The following is a 16,010-nucleotide window of genomic DNA, read 5'->3' on the forward strand; positions in this document are numbered from 1 at the left end:
CAGCGCCGGCTAGTGCGCGGCGGCGTCCCAGTTCGCGCCGCGGCCCACCTGCACGTCGAGCGGAACGCGGAGGTCGGCGGCGCCGGCCATGCGGGTGCGGACGATCGCCTCGAGCGCGTCCCACTCCCCCGCGGCCACCTCGAAGATCAGCTCGTCGTGCACCTGCAGCAGCATCCGCGACTCGAGGCCCTGGTCGATCAGGTCGCCCGCGATGCCGAGCATCGCCACCTTCATGATGTCGGCGGCCGAGCCCTGGATCGGCGCGTTGAGCGCCTGCCGCTCGGCGTTCTCGCGCAGCACGCGGTTGGTCGAGGTGAGGTCGGCGAACGGGCGGCGGCGGCCGAAGATCGTCTCGGTGAAGCCGTCGACGCGCGCCTGCTCGACGACGTTGCGCAGGTAGTCGCGCACCGCGCCGAAGCGCTCGAAGTAGTCCGCCATCAGCTGGCGCGCCTCCGACGTCTCGATGCGCAGCTGCTTCGACAGGCCGAACGCGCTGAGCCCGTAGGCGAGGCCGTACGACATGGCCTTGACCTTGGTGCGCATGGCCGGGGTGACCTCGGCCGGATCGACGCCGAAGACGCGCGAGCCGACGAAGCGGTGCAGGTCCTCGCCGCCGTTGAACGCCTCGATCAGGCCCGGGTCCTCGGAGAGGTGCGCCATGATGCGCATCTCGATCTGCGAGTAGTCGGCGGTCAGCAGCGTCTCGAACTGCTCGCCGTAGCGGAACGCCGAGCGGATCTCGCGCCCCTCCTCCGTGCGGATCGGGATGTTCTGGAGGTTGGGGTCGTTCGACGAGATGCGGCCCGTGCTCGTGCCCGTCTGGTCGTACGTGGTGTGGATGCGGCCGTCGCCGTTCACCGACCGCTCCAGCGTCTCCACGATCTGCTTGAGCTTGGTCGCGTCGCGGTGCTGCAGCAGCAGGCCGAGGAACGGGTGCGGGCTCTTCTCCTGCAGGTCGGCGAGCGAGCCGGCGTCGGTGGAGTAGCCGGTCTTGGTGGCGCGGGTCTTCGGCATCCCGAGCTCCTCGAAGAGCACCTGCTGGAGCTGCTTCGGCGAGCCGAGGTTGAGCTCGTGGCCGACCTCCGCGTACGCCTGCGCGGCGAAGTCGTTGGCCTTGTCGGTGAGCTGGCCGCGCAGCCGCGCGAGCACCTCGGTGTCGATCGCGACGCCGTCGAGCTCCATGCGCGCCAGCACGGCGACGAGTGGCAGCTCGATGTCGACCAGCACCCCGCGGGTGCCCTCGTCGAGCGCGATCAGTTGGCCCTCGGCGACCCGGCGGATGTACCAGGCCTCGGTGGCGGGGCTGACCGCGTCGTTGATGGGGACGAGCTGGTTCGGGTCGGAGACGGGCAGCGTCTCACCGAGGACCTCGTACACCTGCTCGGCGAGCGACTGCGGCGCGGCACCGGGCTTCACGAGCCAGGAGGCGATGCGGGTGTCGAAGGCGAGGCCGTCGACCACGAAGCCGGCACGGCTGAGCGCCTTGAACTGCGGCTTGGCGTGGAAGAAGTACTTGGGAGCGCTGCTCGCGAGCCACGCCTCCAGGGCTTCGTAATCCTTGCGACCGGCGACCCACGGCACGTACACGGTGTCGTCGCCCGTCGCGAGGCCGAAGCCGGTGATGCCGGCCGGGCCGACCTCCAGCTGCACGGCGACGGGTGCGTCGCCGGCGGACGCCTTGGACAGCCAGTTGGCGAGCTCCTCGTCGACCATCGTGCGCACGACCGGCGCCGACACGGCGCCCGCGTCGCCGGCGTCGACGACGCCAGCACCGCCTCCGGTCAGCCCCTCCTCGGCCGCGGTCTTCAGCAGCCGCTCCAGGAGGGTCTTGAACTGCAGGCGGGCGAAGATGTCGCGCACCGCGTTCTCATTGAGCGGCTTGCGCTCGAGGTCGGCCGGGCCGACCGGCAGCTCCACGTCGTCGAGGAGCTTGTTGAGCCGGCGGTTGCGGAGGGCGTTCTCCTTCTGGTCGCGCAGGTTCTGCCCGACGACGCCCTTGATCTCGTCGGCGTGCGCGACGATGTTCTCGACCGTGCCGTACTGCTGCACCCACTTGACCGCGGTCTTCTCGCCGACCTTGTCGATGCCGACGAGGTTGTCGCTGGTCTCGCCGACGAGCGCGGCGATCTCGGGGTACTGGTGCGGCTCGATGCCGTAGCGGTCGCGCACCGCTGCCGGGTCGTAGACCTTGAGCTCGGAGACGCCGCGGACGTTCGGGTAGAGCAGGGTGACGTCGTCGGTGACGAGCTGGATGGTGTCGCGGTCGCCCGAGACGAGGAAGACCTTGAAGCCCTCCTCCACGCCCTTGCGCGCGAGCGTGGCGAGGATGTCGTCGGCCTCGTAGTCCTCCTTCGCGATGGTCGTGATGTTCATCGCGTGCAGGGCCTCTTCGAGCAGCGGCACCTGCCCGGCGAACTCCGACGGCGTCTCGCCGCGGGTGCCCTTGTACTCCGGGTACTCGCGGGTGCGGAACGAGTAGCGGGAGATGTCGAACGCGACCGCGATGTGGGTCGGCTTCTGCTGCTGGAGCAGATTGATCAGCATGGCGATGAAGCCGTGGATCGCGTTCGTGTGCTGCCCTTCGCGGTTGACGAAGCTGTCCACCGGCAGGGCGTAGAACGCCCGGAATGCCAGCGAATGGCCGTCGATCACGAGCAGGGTAGGCTTTTCGGAGTCTGACACCGGTCCAGCCTACAAGGGGCCGCGGACACTCCGGCGGGGCCGGCGGGAGCGGCCACGACGGCCGCGGAGAGGGCGACGATGACCGAGGACGCACTGGCCTACGTGCAGCAGAGGGGGCTCGGCCGCCTGGCCGAGAAGATGGGCATCGAGATGCTGGAGTTCAGCGTCGAGCGGTCCGTCGCCCGCATGCCGGTGGAGGGCAACACGCAGCCGGCCGACCTCCTGCACGGCGGCGCCTACGTGGTGCTCGGCGAGTCGCTCGGCTCCATGTCGGCGAACCTCTACGCGGGCGAGGGGAGGCTCGCGGTCGGCATCGAGATCAACGCCTCTCACACGCGCTCGGCGACCTCCGGCTACGTCACCGGCGTCTGCACGCCCATCCACCTCGGCCGCACGCTGACGACCCACGAGATCGCCGTGACGGACGAGCAGGGGCGCCGCTGCTCCACGATCCGGATCACGAACCTGATCAAGGAGCTGTAGCGGCCGCGCCCGCTCGGGGGACTACTTCTTGGGCGCGAGCTGCTCGATGATCGCCTGGGCGACGTCGTGCATCGTGAGGCGGCGATCCATCGACGCCTTCTGGATCCAGCGGAACGCCTCCGGCTCGGACAGGCCCATCTTCTCGTTGAGCAGGCCCTTGGCGCGGTCGACGAGCTTGCGGGTCTCGAAGCGCTGCACCATGTCGCCGACCTCGGCCTCGAGCGCGATGATCTGCGCGTGCCGGGCGAGGGCGATCTCGATGGCGGGGAGGAGGTCGTTGGGCGTGAACGGCTTGACGACGTAGGCGAGGGCGCCGGCCTCGGTGGCCCGCTCGACGAGCTCCTTCTGGCTGAAGGCGGTCAGCAGGACGACGGGCGCGATGTGGCCCTTCGACAGCCGCTCGGCGGCGGAGATGCCGTCGAGCTGGGGCATCTTGACGTCCATGATGACGAGGTCGGGGCGCAGCTCGGTCGCCAGGGCCACCGCGGTCTCGCCGTCTCCGGCCTCACCCACGACCTCGAATCCGTTGTCGCGCAGGATCTCGACGATGTCGAGGCGGATCAGGGACTCGTCCTCCGCCACGACGACGCGGCGGGGAGCAGTGGGGGTGGTTTCCTGGTCAGTCACGCGTAAAAGCCTACGGTATTGTTCAGGTGGTTCGTGCGCCGCTGTGGCGGAATGGCAGACGCGGAGCACTCAAAATGCTTTGTCCGGAAGGGCGTGTGGGTTCGAGTCCCACCAGCGGCACGACAGTCTCCGGCAGGGGCACGACGGCTCAGTTGTGGACGCCGACCACGTTCGCGGCGAAGCGCCGGGCGCGCGCGGCGAGGCCGGCGATCCGCTCCTCCACCACCGCGTCGACGTCGAAACCGACGAACTGGGGCGGCGGCGTGCGACGCACGTTCTCGCTGCACTCGAAGCCGCCGCAGACCAGCGTGCCGACGGTGTCGCCGTTGCGCCCGGCCTGGCCGGCACGGCGGGCCGACCAGAAGTAGACGTCGCGGGGATGGTGGACGTCCTGACACCACCCGCACATCGACGGGGCGGTCGACCGCATCGAGGCCTCGGAAGCACGCAGCACGATGCCGACGGGCCCGTCATCGGTCGGGACGACCACGTAACCGCGCTGCGGGAGGCGGGGGTCGCGCCAGCCGAGGTATTCGCGTCGGGACCAGTCCACCTCGTGCATCCCGGGCGGGAGCGGCAGCTCCTCGGCTTCGCTGCGCGAGCAGTTGACGAAGGACTCGCGCAGCTGCTGCGGGGTCAGGCTCTCCATCTCCACCTCCTCCTCCCATGCTTGCACAGGATCGGGAGGACGCGGCCGGAGGCGGCCGACCCCGCTCAGGTCAGGTGGTCGAAGGCGCCGCTCACCCAGCCGATGTAGCGGTCGGCGGAGCGGAGCACGGCCTCCCGCGCCTCCGTCGGGACGACGTTGCCGAGATTGCCGTACATGCGCTCGAAGGGCCGGTCGCACACCCGGTCGGCGACGCGCCGCACGACCGCCGCCGAGAGCGGGATGTCGTTCGGGAAGCTGCGCTGGAAGGTCACCCAGCGCTGCGACGGCCCGGGGAAGACGGTGTCGCCACTGAGGACGACAGCGCCGTGCACGACGCCGCGGTCCCAGTGCACGACCGCGCTGCCGGGGAAGTGCCCGCCGATCGTGCGGAGCGTGACGCCGGGCAGCACCTCCACCTCCCCCTCCCACGTCTCGATGCACGGCTCCTCGCGCTGCACCCACGCCCGGTCGGCGGCGTTCACGAGCACGGGCGGGTCGCCGAGCATGCGCGACCAGGAGGTCTGGGCTCCGAACATGTGCGGGTGGCTGGTCGCGATGACGGCGACGCCGCCGAGGTCCTGCACCGCGGTCGCGGCCGCCTCGTCGACGTACCCGGTCGGATCCCAGAGGAGGTTGCCCTCCGGCGTCCGCAGCAGCATCGCCTGCTGGCCGATGCCGAGCTTGGGCTCGCTGCGCAGCCCGTACAGGTCGGGCTCGAGCTCGTCGACGACCACGCGCTCGCCCTCGCGCTGGAGCCGCTGCAGGCTGGTCCAGCGCTGGCCGTCGGGCGGCACGTACTGCCGCTCGTCCTCGCAGATCGGGCAGGAGGCGGGAGGGTGCTCCCCCGCCGGGTACTCCACCGCGCACGCGGTGCACAGCCAGTCCGCCATGCGGCGACTCTAGCCGCCGGACCGCGCACGATGGCAGCATCGACCTGGCCGGAATACCGTCGCGACCGAGAGGATTGTCACAAGGGTGAAACGCATCGGCTTCCTCTCCTTCGGCCACTACCAGGCCGTGCCAGGCTCCACCTCCCGCACCGCGGGCGATGCGCTGCTGCAGGCGATCGACCTCGCGGTGGCGGCCGAGGAGGTCGGGGCCGATGGCGCGTACTACCGCGTGCACCACTTCGCTCCGCAGCTGGCGACCCCGTGGCCGCTGCTCGCCGCCGTCGGCGCACGCACCAGCCGCATCGAGATCGGCACGGGCGTGATCGACATGCGGTACGAGAACCCGCTCGCCGCCGCCGAGCTCGCCGCCTCCGCCGACCTGATCAGCGGCGAGCGGCTCCAGCTCGGCATCAGCCGGGGGTCACCCGAGACCGCGCTGCGCGGCTACGAGAGCTTCGGCTACGTGCCGGGCGAGGGAGAGACGGACGCCGACATGGCGCGGCGGCACACGGCGATCTTCCGCGCCGCCATCGCCGGTGAGGCGATGGCGAACGCCAACCCGCAGATGACCGGCACGACGGGCGGCCTCGCCATCGAGCCGCAGTCGCCGACCCTCCCCGACCGCATCTGGTGGGGCGCCGGCACGCGCGCGACGGCGGAGTGGACGGCCGAGCAGGGCATGAACCTGATGTCGTCCACCCTGCTCACCGAGGACACGGGCGTGTCATTCGACCGCCTGCAGGCCGAGCAGATCGAGCGGTTCCACGCCACCTGGGCCGAGATGGGCTGGGAGCGCACGCCGCGGGTCAGCGTCAGCCGCAGCATCATCCCGATCGTCGACGACGAGTCGCGCCGCTACTTCGGCGCCCGCGCCCAGGTGGAGGGGCGCGACCAGGTCGGCCACCTCGACGGCGGGCTCGCCCGCTTCGGCCGCTCCTTCATCGGCGAGCCCGAGAAGCTCGTGGCCGAGCTCGCCGAGGACGAGGCGCTCACACTCGCGGACACCGTGCTGGTGACGGTGCCGAACCAGCTCGGCGTCGACTTCAACGCCCGGCTGCTGGAGGCCGTGGTCGCGATCGGAGCGGAGCTGGGCTGGCGGGACTGACGACCGGCGCGTTCGTGCCCCGAACAGGGAACTTTGCGTCTCAGCGTTACCGGACGAAGATTGCAGTGCTGCACACCCGAAATGCAGTGCGTTATGCATGACGTCGTTCGTCCGAAGGGTGTGCCGTGCCTCGCTCCGCTCTCCGCTCCCTGCTCCCCGCCGCACTGGCGGTCGCCCTCGGGTTGTCAGCGCTGAGCGCCGCGCCCGCGTCGGCGCACGCGGTGACCGACGGCACCGCTCCCTCCGCCGTCACCGGCATGTGGGCGTGGGGCAACCCGATCGATCCCGCGACGGACGCGCGCGGGCTGGGGCAACCGGAGTTCGAGCCGGAGGCGCTGGCCGCCTTCGCACAGCAGCGCGGACTCCGCACCGTGTATCTGTCCGTGCCGTGGGCCGCGGACCAGGGCGCGTTCGCGACCTGGCTCCCGGAGGCGGTCGACGCCCTCCATGGCGCTGGTGTCACGACGGTCGCGGCGCTCGGCGGCGACCCCGCCTGGGCCGATCAGCCCGACCTCGCGGCGACCTGGACCCGCGCCGCCCTCGCGACCGCGCCCTTCGACGCCGTTCAGTTCGACGTGGAGCCGTGGATCGGTGCCCAGGACGACCAGCTGCCGGGGATCGTGGCGAAGCTCGCGACCATGTACGACACGGCGGCGGCCGCCGCGGGCGGTGTCCCGGTCGGCGCCGACCTGCCGTGGTGGCTCGCCGCGAAGCCGGGGGTGCGCGGCGCCACGCTCTTCGACGGGCTGCTGACCCACCTCGACTCCGTCGCGATCGTCGCGTTCGTCGACCACGCCGGGGGCGACGACGGCATCCTCGCGCTCGCGACGCCGGCGGCGACCGCGGCCTCCGACGCCGGAGTGCCGTTCAGCATCGGCGTCGAGACCGACACCCCGGAGGTGGCGGGAGGCCCGGCGGCGACGTTCGGCGACGACACCGCCGGCGCGCTGGAATCGCAGACGGGACTCGTCCGCCAGGCGCTGGCGAGCCTCCCAGGCTACCGCGGCGTCACGGTCGAGCACCTGCTGAGCTGGCAGTCGCTGCTCGCCCGCCAGCCGTAGCAGTCAGGCCGGCTGCCCCGCCTCGGCGGCGGCGAGCAGGCCGGCGATGTCGAGCTTGCCCATCTGCAGCATCGCCTCGTTGACCCGGCGGGCGCGGGCGCGGTCGGGGCCGGCCTGCAGCTCGAGCAGCACGCGTGGCACGATCTGCCAGCTCAGGCCCCAGCGGTCGGAGAGCCAGCCGCACTGGCTGGGCGCGCCGCCGTCCGCGATCAGCGCCTCCCAGAGCCGGTCCACCTCCTCCTGGTCCTCGCACAGCACCACGAGAGAGGCCGCCCAGGTGAAGGGGTGGCCAGGCCCGCCGTCGAACGCCTGGTACTCGACACCGCCGAGGGTGAACCGCACGACCGCGGCGCCGCCCTCCGACCCGCCGATCTCGTCGCCGAACCGCGCGACGTCGACGATGCGGGAGTCGGGCAGGAGGGACACGTAGTAACGCGCCGCCTCCTCCGCCCCCGACTCGTACCAGAGGAATGTGGTGACCTTCTGCGTCAACGGCTCCGCCATGACCGCCCCCTCGCTGTCGATGGCGTCATGCTAGCGCCGGACGGGTAGCGTTGGCATGTGTTCAGCAGCTACATCGCGATCGGCGACAGCTTCACCGAAGGGGTCGGGGACGACCTCCCCGACGGCAGGACCCGCGGCTGGGCGGACTTCGTCGCCCTCGGCTTCGCGCTCGCCTCGCCCGAACCGTTCCGCTACGCCAACCTCGCCGTGCGCGGCAAGAAGCTCGCGCCGATCGTCGCCGAGCAGATCGAGCCGGCGCTGGCCCAGCACCCGGAGCTGGTGAGTCTCAACGGCGGCGGCAACGACATCCTCCGGCCCCGCGTCTCCATCGACGAGGTCGCCCAGGTGCTCGTCGACGCGGCCGACCGGATCGTCGCCTCCGGCAGCCACATGCTGCTGCTGAGCGGCGCGAACCCGAGCGCGCACGTGCCCCTCGGCGGGCTGGTCCGCAAGCGCGGCGACGCTCTCGCGCACGCCGTGCACCGCATGCTCCCGAGGGAGAACGTGACCTTCGTCGACAACTGGTCGGACGAGGGGCTGGGCGATATCCGCTACTGGTCGGCGGACCGCCTCCACCTCAACCCGCTGGGCCACGCGCGCGTCGCGAGCAACGTGCTGACGGCGTTCGGCATCCCGGTGCCCGAGGAGTGGGGCGTCGCGGAGGTCGCGGCGACGCCGCCGGGCGAGCGCACGCGTCGCACAGCCGAGTACTACCGCACGTACGTGCTGCCGTGGGTGGGCCGCCGCCTCACCGGGCGCTCGTCGGGGGACGGCCGCGCCGCGAAGATCGCGACGCTGACGGTGGTCGACCCGACCATGCAGACACCGCTGTAACCGCTGCGGCCCGCGCGCCGGCCTCAGCCCGCGTCAGTCGTTGTCCCCGCCCGTCGTGTCGATCCGGGTGGTCCGCGTGCCGCCTCCCCACCGCCATTCGGCGACCACGGGGATGTCCTCGCCGCGCTCGCGCGTGTACTGGCGGGCCGCGAGCCGGGCGTCCTGCAGCTCCTGCCGCAGCGCCGCCTCCCGCGAGGCCAGTCCCGGTATGCGGTCGATGACGTCGATGGCCAGGTGGTAGCGGTCGAGGTCGTTCAGCATCACCATGTCGAACGGCGTGGTCGTCGTGCCCTCCTCCTTGTACCCGCGCACGTGCAGGTTGGCGTGGCCGGCGCGGCGGTAGGTGAGCCGGTGGATCAGCCACGGGTAGCCGTGGTAGGCGAAGATCACCGGCTTGTCCGTGGTGAAGAGCGCGTCGTACTCGCGGTCGTTCAGGCCGTGCGGGTGCTCGCCCTCGCTCTGCAGCCGCATGAGGTCGACGACGTTCACGACCCGCACCTTCAGCTCGGGGAGGCGCTCGCGGAGGATGGAGGCGGCGGCCAGCACCTCGAGGGTCGGGATGTCGCCCGCGCACGCGAGCACGACATCCGGCTCCTCCCCCTCGACCTCGGTGCCCGCCCAGTCGAAGATGCCGATGCCACGCGTGCAGTGCGCGATGGCCTCCTCCATCGTCAGCCAGTTCGGTGCCGGCTGCTTGCCCGCGACGACGACGTTCACGTAGTCGGTCGTGCGCAGGCAGTGGTCGTAGGTCGACAGCAGCGTGTTGGCGTCGAACGGGAGGTAGACGCGCACGACGTCCGCCTTCTTGTTCACGACGTGGTCGATGAAGCCGGGGTCCTGGTGCGAGGCGCCGTTGTGGTCCTGGCGCCAGACGTGCGAGCTGAGCAGGTAGTTGAGGGAGGCCACGGGTCGCCGCCACGGGATGCCGCGCGAGCTCTTCAGCCACTTCGCGTGCTGGTTGAACATCGAGTCGACGATGTGGATGAACGCCTCGTACGAGGTCAGCACGCCGTGCCGTCCGGTCAGCAGGTAGCCCTCGAGCCACCCCTGGCACTGGTGCTCGCTGAGCACCTCCATCACCCGGCCGCTCGGCGCGAGGTGGTTGTCGCTGTCGATCGGGAGGTACTCGGCGTTCCACTGCTTGGCGGTCACCTCGTACACGGCCTGCAGACGGTTGGAGGCCGTCTCGTCGGGCGCGAACAGGCGGAAGTCCCGCGGGTTGGCGGCCATGACATCCCGCAGCCACTCGCCGAGCACCCGCGTCGCCTCGGCCACGGTCTCGCCGGGAGCCGGCACGTCGACGGCGTAGTCGCGGAAGTCGGGGAGGCGCAGGTCCTTGCGCAGCAGGCCGCCGTTCGCGACGGGGTTGGCGCTCATCCGGCGGTCCCCCTCCGGCGCGAGCGCCGTCACCAGCGCGACGGGGGCGCCGGAGTCGTCGAACAGCTCGTCGGGCCGGTACGACAGCAGCCAGTTCTCGAGCAGCCGCGTGTGCGCCTCGGTGTCCCGCGCGTCGGCGAGCGGCACCTGGTGCGAGCGCCAGTTGTTCTCGGCGGGATGGCCGTCGATCTCCGCCGGGCAGGTCCAGCCCTTCGGCGTGCGGAGGATCAGCATGGGCCACGCGGGGCGGCCGGGCAGCTCCCCCGCCGTCGCGGCGGCCTTGATCTCCGCGATGCGGTCGAGGATCTCGTCCATCGTCGTCGCCATGCGCTCGTGGACCGCTCGCGGGTCCTCGCCGTCGAAGCCGCCGGAGACGATGTACGGCTCGTAGCCGTAGCCGCGCATCAGCGCGAGCAGCTCCTCCTCGGGGATGCGCGCCAGCACCGTCGGGTTGGCGATCTTGTAGCCGTTGAGGTGGAGGATCGGCAGCACGACCCCGTCGGTCACCGGGTCGAGGAACTTGTTCGAGTGCCAGGCGGTCGCGAGCGGGCCGGTCTCGGCCTCCCCGTCGCCCACCACCGCGGCCACCAGCAGGTCGGGGTTGTCGAAGGCGGCGCCGTAGGCGTGGGAGAGGGAGTAGCCGAGCTCGCCGCCCTCGTGGATCGATCCCGGGGTCTCCGGCGCGGCGTGGCTGGGGATGCCGCCGGGGAACGAGAACTGCTTGAACAGCCTCCGCAGGCCGTCGTCGCTGCGGTCGATCGTGCTGTAGACCTCGCTGTAGGTGCCGTCGAGGTAGGCGCTCGCGACGACGCCGGGGCCGCCGTGGCCGGGGCCGGCGATGAAGATCGTGTCGAGGTCGCGGTCGCGGATCACGCGGTTCAGGTGCGCGTAGATGAAGTTGAGCCCGGGCGTCGTGCCCCAGTGGCCCAGCAGCCGCGGCTTGATGTGCTCCTTCGCCAGCGGCTCGCGCAGCAGCGGGTTGTCGAGCAGGTAGATCTGGCCCACCGAGAGGTAGTTCGCGGCGCGCCACCAGGCGTCCAGGCGGTCCAATGTCTCGGCGTCGATCGATGCGGTCACGGTGACTCCCCTCTTCTCCGCCGCATCCTACGCGGGGGCCTTCGCAGCAGGGAGACGCGGAGGTGAACGATGACGGCGTCGGAGGGCTCCGGTATCGTCGCGGGCATGACGGACAGCGACGTGGTCATCCGCTCGGCGGGGCCCGACACGTGGGAGGCGCTCGAGACCGTCTTCGGCGAGCGTGGCGACCCGGCCGGGTGCTGGTGCCAGTGGTTCAAGCAGCCCCGCAAGGAGTGGGACGCGACCCCGCGCGAGGGCAAGCGCGACCTGCTCCACGCGCAGGTGCACGACGGCTCGCCCGGCGTGATCGCGTTCGTCGACGGCGAGCCGGCGGGCTGGTCGGCGGTGGAGCCGTTCTCGGCGTACCCGGGGCTCGCCCGCTCGCCCATCACCCGGCGGCAGGCCGACGACCCGGCGGACCCGTGGGCGGTGACGTGCTTCGTGGTGCGGCTCGACTTCCGGCGCCGCGGCGTCGCCCGGGCCCTCCTGCGCGGCGCGGTCGGCCACGCGCGCGAGCGTGGAGCGGAGGTGGTGGAGGGGTACCCCGTCGACCCGGAGGTGCGCCCCTCCCTCAGCAGCGCCGAGCGCTACCACGGGACGGTCGGCCTGTTCCGCGACGGCGGCTTCGAGGTCGTGCGGCGCCCCTCCGCGACCCGGGCGGTCATGCGGCTGCGGCTAAGCTCGACGGAGTGAGTTCACGTCGCGACCGTCTCGTCGGAGCCGGTACCCAGGTCGCGACGGAGGTCAGCATCAACTTCGGCTCGGCGCTCGCCGGACTGCTCATCCCGGTCGTCGGGGCGGTCGTCGTCGTGGCCGCCCGGCAGATCGTGACGGCGGTCGCCGTGCTGCCGTTCTACCGGCCGCGACGGGCGGAGCTGACGTGGCGTCGGCTGTGGCCTGCGCTCGCGCTCGGTGTCGTGCTGGCGGCGATGAACCTCAGCTTCTACGAGGCGGTCGGCCGCCTCGGGCTCGGGATCGCGGCGACCATCGAGTTCCTCGGCCCGTTCGCGCTCGCGCTGCTGGGCTCCCGCCGGCTGCTCGACGCGGGCTGCGCCGTCGCGGCCGCGGGCGGGGTCGTGCTGCTCACCGGGACCGAGGGAGCCATCGACCCGCTCGGCGTCGTGCTCGCACTCGTGGCGGCGGCCTCGTGGGCCGGGTACATCGTGCTGACGCGGCGGGTCGCGGTCGGGCTGCCGGGACTGGAGGGACTGAGCGTCGCGAGCGTCGTCGCGACCGTGCTGACCCTCCCGATCGCCCTGGTCGTGGTGGACTACACGCGGATCGACTGGCGGGTGGTCGGACTGCTGCTGGCGCTCGGCGTGCTGTCGTCGGCGGTGCCGTACAGCCTCGACACGTTCATCCTGCGCCGCATCACGCCGCGGCTGTACGCGGTCATCACCAGCTTCGGGCCGGTCGTCGCCACGGTGTTCGGCGTGCTGGTGCTGGGCGAGCGCTTCTCGCTCCTCCAGCTCGCCGGCATCGTCGTGGTGTGCCTGGCGGCGGGCATCACGATCGCGACGCAGCGCGACCACCCCCGGTCGGAGCTGGAGGCCGCGGCCGAGACGGTGCCCTGAGCCGCTGGGCCTCCTCCTCCACCCCGGCCCTCCCCGGCCATCCGTTTGGCGCAACGCGCCGTCAGGCAACGTCCGGAGACGGCATGTCGTGACGCATCGTTGAGGGGAAGTGACGCCGGGCGGAGGGTTGTCAGGACAGGATGTCCTTGGTCGTGAAGCGGCCGATGGCGAGGGCGCCGAAGACCGCGACGTAGCCGAGTTGCAGGAGGGCGTTGGAGGCGAACGAATCCCAAGCGATCGGGTCGCGCAGCAGGTCGCCGAAGCCCAGCCAGTAGTGGCTGAACAGCCACGGGTGCAGCGCGGAGAGCTGGGGCAGCTGGTCGAGCACCTGCGAGACGATGGCGAGCACGGCCGTCGCCGCCATCGCTCCCACCGGGACGTCGGTCAGCGTTGAGATGAACAGCCCGATCGCGCACAGCCCCGCCAGCGACACCGCGATGTAGGCGGCGATGAGCAGGATGCGCAGCAGAGCCTCCCCCTGGCTGACGGTCGCGCCCGACAGCAGCGTCACCGGTCCGATCGGGAACAGCGCGGCGCCGATGGCCGCGCCCGCCACACCGACCGTGAGCGCCGCCGCCGCGCTGAACACGAGCGCACCCGCGTACTTGACCGCCAGCAGGCGCAGCCGGCCGGCCGGGGCGATCACGAGGTAGCGCAGCGTGCCGTGGCTCGCCTCCCCCGCGATCGTGTCGCCCGCGACGACGCCCACGGTCAGGGGCAGGAACAGCGGGACGCACACGACGAGCGCCGTGAACGCGACGAACAGGCCGTTCGCGGTGATGTCGCTGAGGAACGCGGGGCCGCGGCTGCTGCCGCCGGTGATCCGCACGGCGACCGCGATCAGGACGGGGATGGCCGCGAGGGCCGCGAGCATCGCCCACGTGCGCCAGCGCCGGAACAGCACCGACAGCTCCGAGCCGAGCAGGGCCCAGCCGCCGGAGGGGCGCTCGCGGCGGGCCGTGACCGAGGCGGACGCGGTGGCGCCGGGTGCGACCTGCTGGTCAGGAGCCGCCGCAGCGCCCGGGCCACTCTCCGACGCGGCCTCACTGCTCGACATCGAAGCCCTCCCCGGTCAGCTCGACGAACCGCTCCTCCAGGCTCGACGAGCGCACGGCGAGGCCGCGCAGGCGCACACCGGCGCCCACGAGTGCGGCGGCCAGCTCCTCGACCGGGGGCGCCTCCGTCGGCAGGGGCGCTTCGAGTCCGTCGTCCCTCACCACGGCCGCCAGGCCCCGGGCGGCGAGCACGGAGGCTGCGAGCGGCCCGTCGGGCGTCTCCACGGCGATCCGGGGTCCGGAGGCGGCGCGCAACTCGTCCAGGGAGCCCTGGGCCACCAGCCGGCCCGCCCGCATGATCGCCGCGTGCGTGCACACCTGCTCGATCTCGGCCAGGAGGTGGCTGGAGACGAACACCGTCGTTCCGCCGTCCGCCAGCGAGCGCACCAGATGCCGCACCTCCCGCGTCCCCTGCGGGTCCAGGCCGTTTGTCGGCTCGTCGAGCACGAGGAGGTCGCGGTCGGTCAGCAGCGCCCCGGCGATCCCGAGACGCTGCTTCATGCCCAGTGAGTACGCGCGCACATGCTTGCCTGCGGCGTGCGAAAGACCCACCCGCTCCAGCGCCGCCGCCACGCGCGCGCCGCGCGTCGCGCCCGGCGCGTACCGGTCGGCGGTGTCGCGGCGCACCAGGTTGGCCATGCCAGACAGGTACGGCGCGAACGCCGGGCCCTCGACCAGGGCGCCGACCCGCGGCAGCACACCGGCAGCGCGGTCGGGCATCCGCTCGCCGAGCACCTCGATGGCACCCGCCGACGGCGATACCAGGCCGAGCAGCATCCGGATGGTCGTGGTCTTGCCCGAGCCGTTCGGACCGAGGAAGCCGAACACCGATCCGCGCGGGACGAGGAGGTCGAGGCCGTCGACCACCGCACGTCCCCGGAAGCGCTTGGTCAGGCCGCTCGTCGCGATGGCGGCGGCGTCGCTCACTTCGTCGCGGACTGCTGCGCCGCGGACTGGAGGGCCGACACCGGAACCGCGCCCGCGAAGACCCGGCCGTCGTCGGTCACGAACGCCGACATCAGCGACGTGCTCAGCGCACGCCCGCCGTCGACCGGCTGGGTGAGCTGTGCGAAGAGCGGGTCGCTCGTCGCCTCCGTCGGGAACGAACCGGCGGGAAGCTGCACCACCGTGGCCCAGCCCGTGCCCGTGACCGTCGGCTCCGGGTGCGGCACCGCGCCGTCCGCCGGGCGCCCGTGCAGCGACTTCTCGGTCACCGACGCACCCGCGGGCGGCGTGAACGAGAACACGTCCGCCGCGGGCCGCTTGTCGCTGAACGAGCGGAACCCGGCCTCGAAGGCGGGAGCGGAGGCGCCTCGCGCAGTCACCTGCACGCGCAGCGGGATGCCGGTCTGGCCGTCCACCGCGATCGAGACGCGTCCGACGAGGGTCGCGTCGGTGCGCGGGGTCAGCACGAGGTCGTAGGCGTCGCGGCCGGCGACGGACGTCGGCGAGCCGAGCGTCACCTCCGTCGACGGGTCCACGGCTGCCAGGAAGCGCTGCGCCAGGGCGGAGGGCGTCGTCGCCGTCGCGTCGGGCGTCGGCGCCTGCTCGCCGCGCTCGGGGACCGTCGCGTGGACGACCTTCTTGCCGGTCGACTCGTACAGCCACAGGTCGGAGCCGTCGCGGATGGCGTCGCGCTCCGCCAGCCGGTCGAGGATCTGCACCCGCAGGTGCGCAGGACCATCGGCCCAGACCTTCGCCGTGTGGTCGGCGGTCACGAGTTCGAGGACGCTGTCGGCGCTGTCATCGGCACCGCCGGTCCTGCCGGTTGTCGGAAGCTCCGGCAGCCCGAGCTCGGAGCTCTGCTCCAGCGTGCCGGAGAACGCGCGGGCGTCGCTCGCCGCGACGAGCTCGAGCACGTCCTGCGGCGAACGGGCGGGCAGATCCGCTGCGCCGGCGGCGAGCGGCGCGACGATCGCACCGGCGGCGATCGCCGCGGGAACGGCCACGGCCGGCAGCCAACGGACCCAGCGGTGCTTCATGGGTCGAGGATACCTCCGCTCCCGGCGCGCCGACCCTGCGAACTCCGTGGGAAAGCCGGAGTTCATCCCACCGGACGACCGGTGTCATCCCCTCGGTGGACACGGCCGGT

The 16,010-nt window shown here is 72.1% G+C and carries 15 protein-coding genes and 1 tRNA gene; 7 read left to right on the top strand and 9 right to left on the bottom strand.

What is annotated here, in order from left to right; genetic code table 11:
• Positions 1-9: 9 nt before the first annotated feature.
• Complete coding sequence (gene polA / locus P5G50_RS13300; RefSeq protein WP_301208387.1) at positions 10-2,682, bottom strand: DNA polymerase I; 2,673 nt, start codon at positions 2,680-2,682, stop codon at positions 10-12.
• A 78-nt stretch (positions 2,683-2,760) separates the two neighbouring features.
• Here polA and P5G50_RS13305 point away from each other — a divergent pair, with 78 nt between their 5' ends.
• Positions 2,761-3,165, top strand: a complete 405-nt coding sequence (locus tag P5G50_RS13305) for a hotdog fold thioesterase (RefSeq protein ID WP_301208385.1) — start codon at positions 2,761-2,763, stop codon at positions 3,163-3,165.
• 21 nt (positions 3,166-3,186) lie between these two features.
• Here the strand turns inward: P5G50_RS13305 and P5G50_RS13310 are convergent, their stop codons facing one another.
• Positions 3,187-3,792 (bottom strand): ANTAR domain-containing response regulator, encoded by a 606-nt coding sequence (locus P5G50_RS13310; RefSeq protein ID WP_301208384.1) that lies wholly within the window; start codon positions 3,790-3,792, stop codon positions 3,187-3,189.
• A gap of 37 nt (positions 3,793-3,829) precedes the next feature.
• Between P5G50_RS13310 and P5G50_RS13315 the strand changes: the two genes are divergently transcribed.
• Positions 3,830-3,912 (top strand) — tRNA-Leu (locus P5G50_RS13315).
• A gap of 28 nt (positions 3,913-3,940) precedes the next feature.
• On the opposite strand, the gene P5G50_RS13320 is transcribed toward P5G50_RS13315, so the two are convergent.
• On the bottom strand, positions 3,941-4,441 hold the full coding sequence (locus P5G50_RS13320; protein ID WP_301208382.1) for an FBP domain-containing protein: 501 nt from the start codon (positions 4,439-4,441) through the stop codon (positions 3,941-3,943).
• Positions 4,442-4,506: 65 nt separating this feature from the next.
• Positions 4,507-5,331 carry an MBL fold metallo-hydrolase gene (locus tag P5G50_RS13325; protein WP_301208380.1) on the bottom strand — a complete coding sequence of 275 codons (825 nt, stop codon included), beginning with the start codon at positions 5,329-5,331 and terminating at the stop codon, positions 4,507-4,509.
• An 85-nt stretch (positions 5,332-5,416) separates the two neighbouring features.
• On the opposite strand from P5G50_RS13325, the gene P5G50_RS13330 reads away from it, so the two are divergent.
• Both P5G50_RS13330 and P5G50_RS13335 read left to right on the top strand, forming a co-directional pair.
• Complete coding sequence (locus P5G50_RS13330; RefSeq protein ID WP_301208379.1) at positions 5,417-6,436, top strand: LLM class flavin-dependent oxidoreductase; 1,020 nt, start codon at positions 5,417-5,419, stop codon at positions 6,434-6,436.
• Positions 6,437-6,561: 125 nt separating this feature from the next.
• Positions 6,562-7,497, top strand: a complete 936-nt coding sequence (locus P5G50_RS13335; RefSeq protein WP_301208377.1) for a hypothetical protein — start codon at positions 6,562-6,564, stop codon at positions 7,495-7,497.
• Between the two features lie 3 nt (positions 7,498-7,500).
• Here the strand turns inward: P5G50_RS13335 and P5G50_RS13340 are convergent, their stop codons facing one another.
• A complete protein-coding gene (locus tag P5G50_RS13340) occupies positions 7,501-8,001 on the bottom strand; it encodes a VOC family protein (protein WP_301208375.1) in 501 nt (166 codons plus the stop codon).
• Between the two features lie 57 nt (positions 8,002-8,058).
• Here P5G50_RS13340 and P5G50_RS13345 point away from each other — a divergent pair, with 57 nt between their 5' ends.
• Positions 8,059-8,835, top strand: coding sequence for an SGNH/GDSL hydrolase family protein (locus P5G50_RS13345; RefSeq protein WP_301208374.1), 777 nt, complete (start codon positions 8,059-8,061; stop codon positions 8,833-8,835).
• Positions 8,836-8,868: 33 nt separating this feature from the next.
• On the opposite strand, the gene P5G50_RS13350 is transcribed toward P5G50_RS13345, so the two are convergent.
• On the bottom strand, positions 8,869-11,289 hold the full coding sequence (locus P5G50_RS13350) for a phosphoketolase family protein (protein WP_301208372.1): 2,421 nt from the start codon (positions 11,287-11,289) through the stop codon (positions 8,869-8,871).
• A 105-nt stretch (positions 11,290-11,394) separates the two neighbouring features.
• Here P5G50_RS13350 and P5G50_RS13355 point away from each other — a divergent pair, with 105 nt between their 5' ends.
• Together P5G50_RS13355 and P5G50_RS13360 are read left to right on the top strand one after the other, a co-directional pair.
• Positions 11,395-11,982, top strand: coding sequence for a GNAT family N-acetyltransferase (locus tag P5G50_RS13355; protein WP_301208371.1), 588 nt, complete (start codon positions 11,395-11,397; stop codon positions 11,980-11,982).
• Positions 11,979-12,863 carry an EamA family transporter gene (locus P5G50_RS13360; RefSeq protein ID WP_301208369.1) on the top strand — a complete coding sequence of 295 codons (885 nt, stop codon included), beginning with the start codon at positions 11,979-11,981 and terminating at the stop codon, positions 12,861-12,863. Before P5G50_RS13355 ends, P5G50_RS13360 begins: the two co-directional genes overlap by 4 nt.
• A gap of 130 nt (positions 12,864-12,993) precedes the next feature.
• Here P5G50_RS13360 and P5G50_RS13365 read toward each other — a convergent pair whose 3' ends face one another.
• The 3 genes from P5G50_RS13365 to P5G50_RS13375 are packed head-to-tail and all read right to left on the bottom strand — an operon-like array spanning position 12,994 to position 15,900.
• Positions 12,994-13,920 (bottom strand): ABC transporter permease, encoded by a 927-nt coding sequence (locus P5G50_RS13365; protein WP_301208368.1) that lies wholly within the window; start codon positions 13,918-13,920, stop codon positions 12,994-12,996.
• Positions 13,907-14,845 carry an ABC transporter ATP-binding protein gene (locus tag P5G50_RS13370; RefSeq protein WP_301208366.1) on the bottom strand — a complete coding sequence of 313 codons (939 nt, stop codon included), beginning with the start codon at positions 14,843-14,845 and terminating at the stop codon, positions 13,907-13,909. Before P5G50_RS13370 ends, P5G50_RS13365 begins: the two co-directional genes overlap by 14 nt.
• Complete coding sequence (locus P5G50_RS13375; protein WP_301208364.1) at positions 14,842-15,900, bottom strand: LolA family protein; 1,059 nt, start codon at positions 15,898-15,900, stop codon at positions 14,842-14,844. The genes P5G50_RS13370 and P5G50_RS13375 overlap by 4 nt, the downstream gene beginning before the upstream one ends.
• Positions 15,901-16,010: the final 110 nt, after the last annotated feature.

This window comes from Leifsonia williamsii (assembly GCF_030433685.1).
Lineage (GTDB): Bacteria > Actinomycetota > Actinomycetes > Actinomycetales > Microbacteriaceae > Leifsonia > Leifsonia williamsii.

Bases quoted from the DNA above. Each gene is read 5' to 3' on its own strand.
- P5G50_RS13305 (WP_301208385.1), top strand. From the start codon at position 2,761: ATGACCGAGGACGCACTGGCCTACGTGCAGCAGAGGGGGCTCGGCCGC.
- P5G50_RS13365 (WP_301208368.1), bottom strand. From the start codon at position 13,920: ATGTCGAGCAGTGAGGCCGCGTCGGAGAGTGGCCCGGGCGCTGCGGCG.
- P5G50_RS13355 (WP_301208371.1), top strand. From the start codon at position 11,395: ATGACGGACAGCGACGTGGTCATCCGCTCGGCGGGGCCCGACACGTGG.
- P5G50_RS13320 (WP_301208382.1), bottom strand. From the start codon at position 4,441: ATGGAGAGCCTGACCCCGCAGCAGCTGCGCGAGTCCTTCGTCAACTGC.
- P5G50_RS13375 (WP_301208364.1), bottom strand. From the start codon at position 15,900: ATGAAGCACCGCTGGGTCCGTTGGCTGCCGGCCGTGGCCGTTCCCGCG.
- P5G50_RS13325 (WP_301208380.1), bottom strand. From the start codon at position 5,331: ATGGCGGACTGGCTGTGCACCGCGTGCGCGGTGGAGTACCCGGCGGGG.
- P5G50_RS13340 (WP_301208375.1), bottom strand. From the start codon at position 8,001: ATGGCGGAGCCGTTGACGCAGAAGGTCACCACATTCCTCTGGTACGAG.